Here is a 4,202-nt window from a genome sequence, read left to right as displayed (position 1 = left end):
GTTCCCGCTCGCCGGCGATCCGCACGTCGTCCCGCCGCGCGTCGACGCCGGATCGGCCGAGGCCATCGCCGGGCTCGGCGGCCGGGCGAGCTTCGTCGCGCCGGAGATCGCGCGCGGTGCGCCGGCGACGACGCGCTCCGACGTCTACGCCCTCGGCTGCCTGCTCCACGCGCTGCTCACAGGCGCGCTGCCCTGCTGGCAGGGCGACGCGGCGCGGACGCTCGCCCACGCCGTCGCCTCGGGGCCCGCGCCTCTCGGCCCCGCCGTGCCGGTCGAGCTGGCGACGCTCGTCGGCTACATGACGGCGCGCGATCCGCTGGCCCGGTACCCGACTGCCGTCGAGGCGGCCGACGCGATCGCCGCCAGCCTCGGGCAAACGCCGGTCGCACCGCAGCTGCCGGAGCAGCGTCCGTACTTCGCCGGTGGTGGGCCGGAGCCCGAGGCACCGGTGGCCGGCGCCGTCACCGATGACGTGCCTGCGGCGCTCGTCTTTTCGCCGGCGCCGGTCGAGAGCCGTGCGGCGCGCCTTCCGCCGCGGCGGAAGGCGGACCGGAGCCTGTCGCTCGCGCTTGGCGGTCTCGGCCTCCTGCTGGCGACGGTCGCGACGGTCGCCGGCGTGATCTGGCTCCGTCCGGGGGCCGGCCCGCGGGAACCTGCCGCGCCCAGAGTGAAGCGGGGCGACGAGCCGGTGCGCGAGGGCACGGCGACCGACGCCACCGGCAACGGCGCCGAACCGGCGCGCGCGTTAGCCGACTCGCGCCCGGCCGAGGCCCCTGCGGTCGCCGCGATTGCCCCGGCGCCGACCCCCGGCGACGCCGCGGTGCCGGCGCGGCGCGAGGGAACGATCGTGCTTGCCGACACGCCCGGTCTTCCCTGGGCTCCGCCGAATCCGCCGGGACCACCGCCGTCGCTTTCGCACCTCCCCCCCGGAACGCAGCTCGCAGTGCTCGTGCGTCCGGCCGCGCTGCTGGCGACGGAAGAAGGGAAGCTGTTCCTGCGCGCGATCGGAGCCGACGCCGAGCGGGCCCTCGCCGAAGCCGCCCGGCTGGCGGGGTGCCGGCCGGAGCAGCTCGACGTCGTCCAGGTCGGCTGGCGTGCGGCTGACGACGGTCTGGAGCTCGGCGCGGTGGTCTGGGGCACGGCGACGCTGCCAGTGGCGGGCGACGGAGCGGCGCGGACGGCCGCATGGGGTGAGCGCGAGGGGAGCGAGCGGTCCGGGGAGACGGTCTATCGAGGATCGCCGCTGGCCTGCTGGCTGCCCCGGCGTCACGGCGGCCGGGCGCTGGTCGTCGGCCCGACGGCGCTCGTCGACGAGCTGGTGGCCGCCGAGGCGGCGCGCGTCGCCGACGAACCGGGCGGGATCGAGGCCAGCCTGCCGCGCGATCTCGAGACGCTCGTCGGCACCCTCGACGGCGGCCGGCACGTGACGCTGCTGGGGTCGCCGGCGTGGCTCGAGTCGGACGGCAGCGCGCTTGTGTCAGGTCCGCTCGCCCGGCTCGGCGGGGCGCTGGCGGAGCTGTTTGCCGGTGGGATCCGGGCAGCGGCGCTGGGCCTCCATTTCGGCGACACCAGCTACGCCGAGCTCGACGTCGTCGCCCCGGCCGACGTGCCGTCGGCGCGGTTGGCCGCCACGCTCGCGACGCGGATCGCCGCCCTCCCGGCAACTGCCGAGGCCTCCTGCAACGCCCTCGATCCCCACCCGTTCGGCCGCCGGCTCGTGATGCGGCTGCCACGGATGCTCGAGGTGCTCGCGGAAAACGTCCGCGCCGGCGGCGAGGGCCAGGTGGCGGTCGTCAACTGCCATCTCCCTCCCCATGCCGCCCACAACCTGGCGCTGGCCGCCGAGCTGGCCCTTGCCCAGACGCCGGGGAGCGGCGCGGCGCCTGCCGCCAACGCCCGCGCGGCACCCCCGCCGGCAGGCATCCGCGACAGACTGGCGAAGCGGATCAGCCTCTCGTTTCCGAGGGACACGCTCGAACGGTCGATCCAGCTGCTCGCCGAGGAGACCGGCGTGCCGATCGAGATCCGCGGCTCCGACCTGCAGCTCGAGGGGATCACGAAAAACCAGTCGTTCACTCTCGACGAGCGCGACAAGGCCGCCGAGGAGATCCTCCGCGTGATCCTCGCGCGGAGCAATCCTGACGGGAAGCTCGTCTACGTGGTCCGCACGCGGGACGGCGGCGAGTCGCTCGAGATCACCACCCGGGCCGCGGCCGGCAAGCGTGGCGACCCGATCCCGCCGGTGTTCGATTCCCCGCCCCCACCAGGTGACTCACCGAAATGATCATCGTGATGCAGGCCGGTGCCGGCCAGACCGAGCTCGACGGCGTCGTCGCGCGCGTCGAGCAACTCGGGCTCCGCCCGCACGTCATCGTCGGCACGGAACGGACGGTTGTCGCGGTCGTCGGCGACGAACGCCACGCCGCCGGCAGCGGCGTCGAGACGCTCCCGGGCGTGGCCACGGTGATGCCGATCCTCGCCCCCTACAAGGTTGCCAGCCGCGAGGTGCAGACGGAGCCGACGGTGGTCCGCGCCGGGCCGCTCGAGGTGGGCGGTCGGTCGATCGGCGTGATCGCCGGCCCCTGTTCGGTGGAGACCCGCGACCAGATCCTCGCCGCTGCCCGGGCCGTCAAGGCGGCCGGTGCCACCGCCCTGCGCGGCGGTGCCTTCAAGCCGCGCACCAGCCCCTATGCGTTTCAGGGGCTCAAGGCGCAGGGGCTCGAGCTACTCGCGGAGGCCCGCGCGGAGACCGGGCTGGCGATCGTCACCGAGGTGGTGGCGCCGGAGGATGTGGAGCTGGTCGCGCGCCATGCCGACGTGCTCCAGGTCGGCGCGCGCAACATGCAGAACTACCGGCTTCTCGAGGCGGTCGGCGGCGTCGACCGGCCGGTCCTCCTCAAGCGCGGTCCGGCGGCGACCGTCGAAGAGCTGCTGCTGGCGGCCGAATACGTCCTCAACGGCGGCAACCGCGCGGTGATGCTCTGCGAGCGCGGGATCCGCACGTTCGAGGCCCACACCCGCTTCACGCTGCCGCTGGCGACGGTGCCCTGGCTCCACGCCCGGACCCATCTGCCCGTCGTCGTCGATCCCAGCCACGGCACGGGCCATGCGTCGCTGGTGCCGGCACTGGCCGCGGCGGCGGTCGCCGCCGGCGCCGACGGCCTGATCATCGAGGTCCATCCCGATCCCAAGACCGCGTCCAGCGACGGTGGGCAGTCGCTCGACTTCCCGTCGTTCGCCCGGACGATGGAGACGTGCCGGCGGGTCGCCGCCGCGGTCGACCGGGTGATCGCCGCACCGAAAAGCGGCACCCCGGCGCCCACCGCGCGCGGCTGAGCCCCCGGTGCCACGGCCGCGGTCAGGCCCGGTGAGGGGCCCGCGGCCGGCCGGCTCTGGCCGTGGCCCGTTGCTCCGAAGGGCCGAATTGCTAGACTTCGCGACCTCTTGCCAGTGCCACGTTCAGGGGGAGTTTGTCGTGCAGCGTCGTCTCATCGCGGGGATCGTGTTTCCGTTCGTCCATCGCCTGCTGGCCGCCATGGCGCTGGCCACCTGCCTGGCCGCCGCTCCCGCCATGGCGAGCGAAGCCGATCTGGCGATCCCCGATCTCAAGGAAGCCAAGTTTTTCGGCGGCTCGATCAGCGGCCACTTACTGCTGCTCTACGGGTCGGTAGTGATCGCCGGCACGCTCGGCATCAGCCTCTTCCTGCGGCGGCAGATCAAGGCCCTGCCGGCCCACGAGTCGATGCTCAAGGTGGCTGACGTCATCTTCACCACCTGCAAGACATACCTGATCAAGCAGGGCCAGTTCCTCGCCCTGCTGTTCGCGCTGATCGCCGCGGCGATGGCCTACTACTTCCTGTTCCTCAAGGGAGAGTCGGTGGGCACGCTCGGCCTCGTGCTGCTGTTCTCGTTCGTCGGCATCATCGGCTCGTTCTCGGTCGCGTGGTACGGCATCCGCGTCAACACCTACGCCAATGCCCGCACCGCCTTCGCCGCCCTTCGCGGCGAGCCCTGGGACGTGGTCAACATCCCGCTCCGCGCCGGGATGTCGATCGGCCTGTTCCTGATCTCGCTCGAGCTGATCATGATGGTCGTGATCCTGCTCTTCGTGCCACGCACCATCGTCGGCTACTGCTTCCTCGGGTTCGCGATCGGCGAATCGCTCGGCGCCTCCGCCCTGCGGATCGCCGGCGGCATCTTCA

3 protein-coding genes are annotated in these 4,202 nt (G+C 73.4%); all 3 read left to right on the top strand.

The features are described 5' to 3' along the window. A partial coding sequence (locus FJ309_17165) for a hypothetical protein (GenBank protein MBM3956304.1) occupies positions 1-2,284 on the top strand: 2,284 nt, incomplete at its 5' end. Beyond that, the gene (gene aroF / locus FJ309_17160; GenBank protein ID MBM3956303.1) at positions 2,281-3,336 is read left to right on the top strand and encodes a 3-deoxy-7-phosphoheptulonate synthase; all 1,056 of its coding nucleotides are present in this window, start codon (positions 2,281-2,283) and stop codon (positions 3,334-3,336) included. The genes FJ309_17165 and aroF, both read left to right, overlap by 4 nt. Positions 3,337-3,535: 199 nt before the next feature. Then, a partial coding sequence (locus FJ309_17155; protein MBM3956302.1) for a sodium-translocating pyrophosphatase occupies positions 3,536-4,202 on the top strand: 667 nt, incomplete at its 3' end.

Source organism: Planctomycetota bacterium, assembly GCA_016872555.1.
In the GTDB taxonomy this organism is placed as follows: Bacteria; Planctomycetota; Planctomycetia; order Pirellulales; family UBA1268; genus F1-20-MAGs016.
This window is presented reverse-complemented; position numbering and strand designations above follow the sequence as displayed.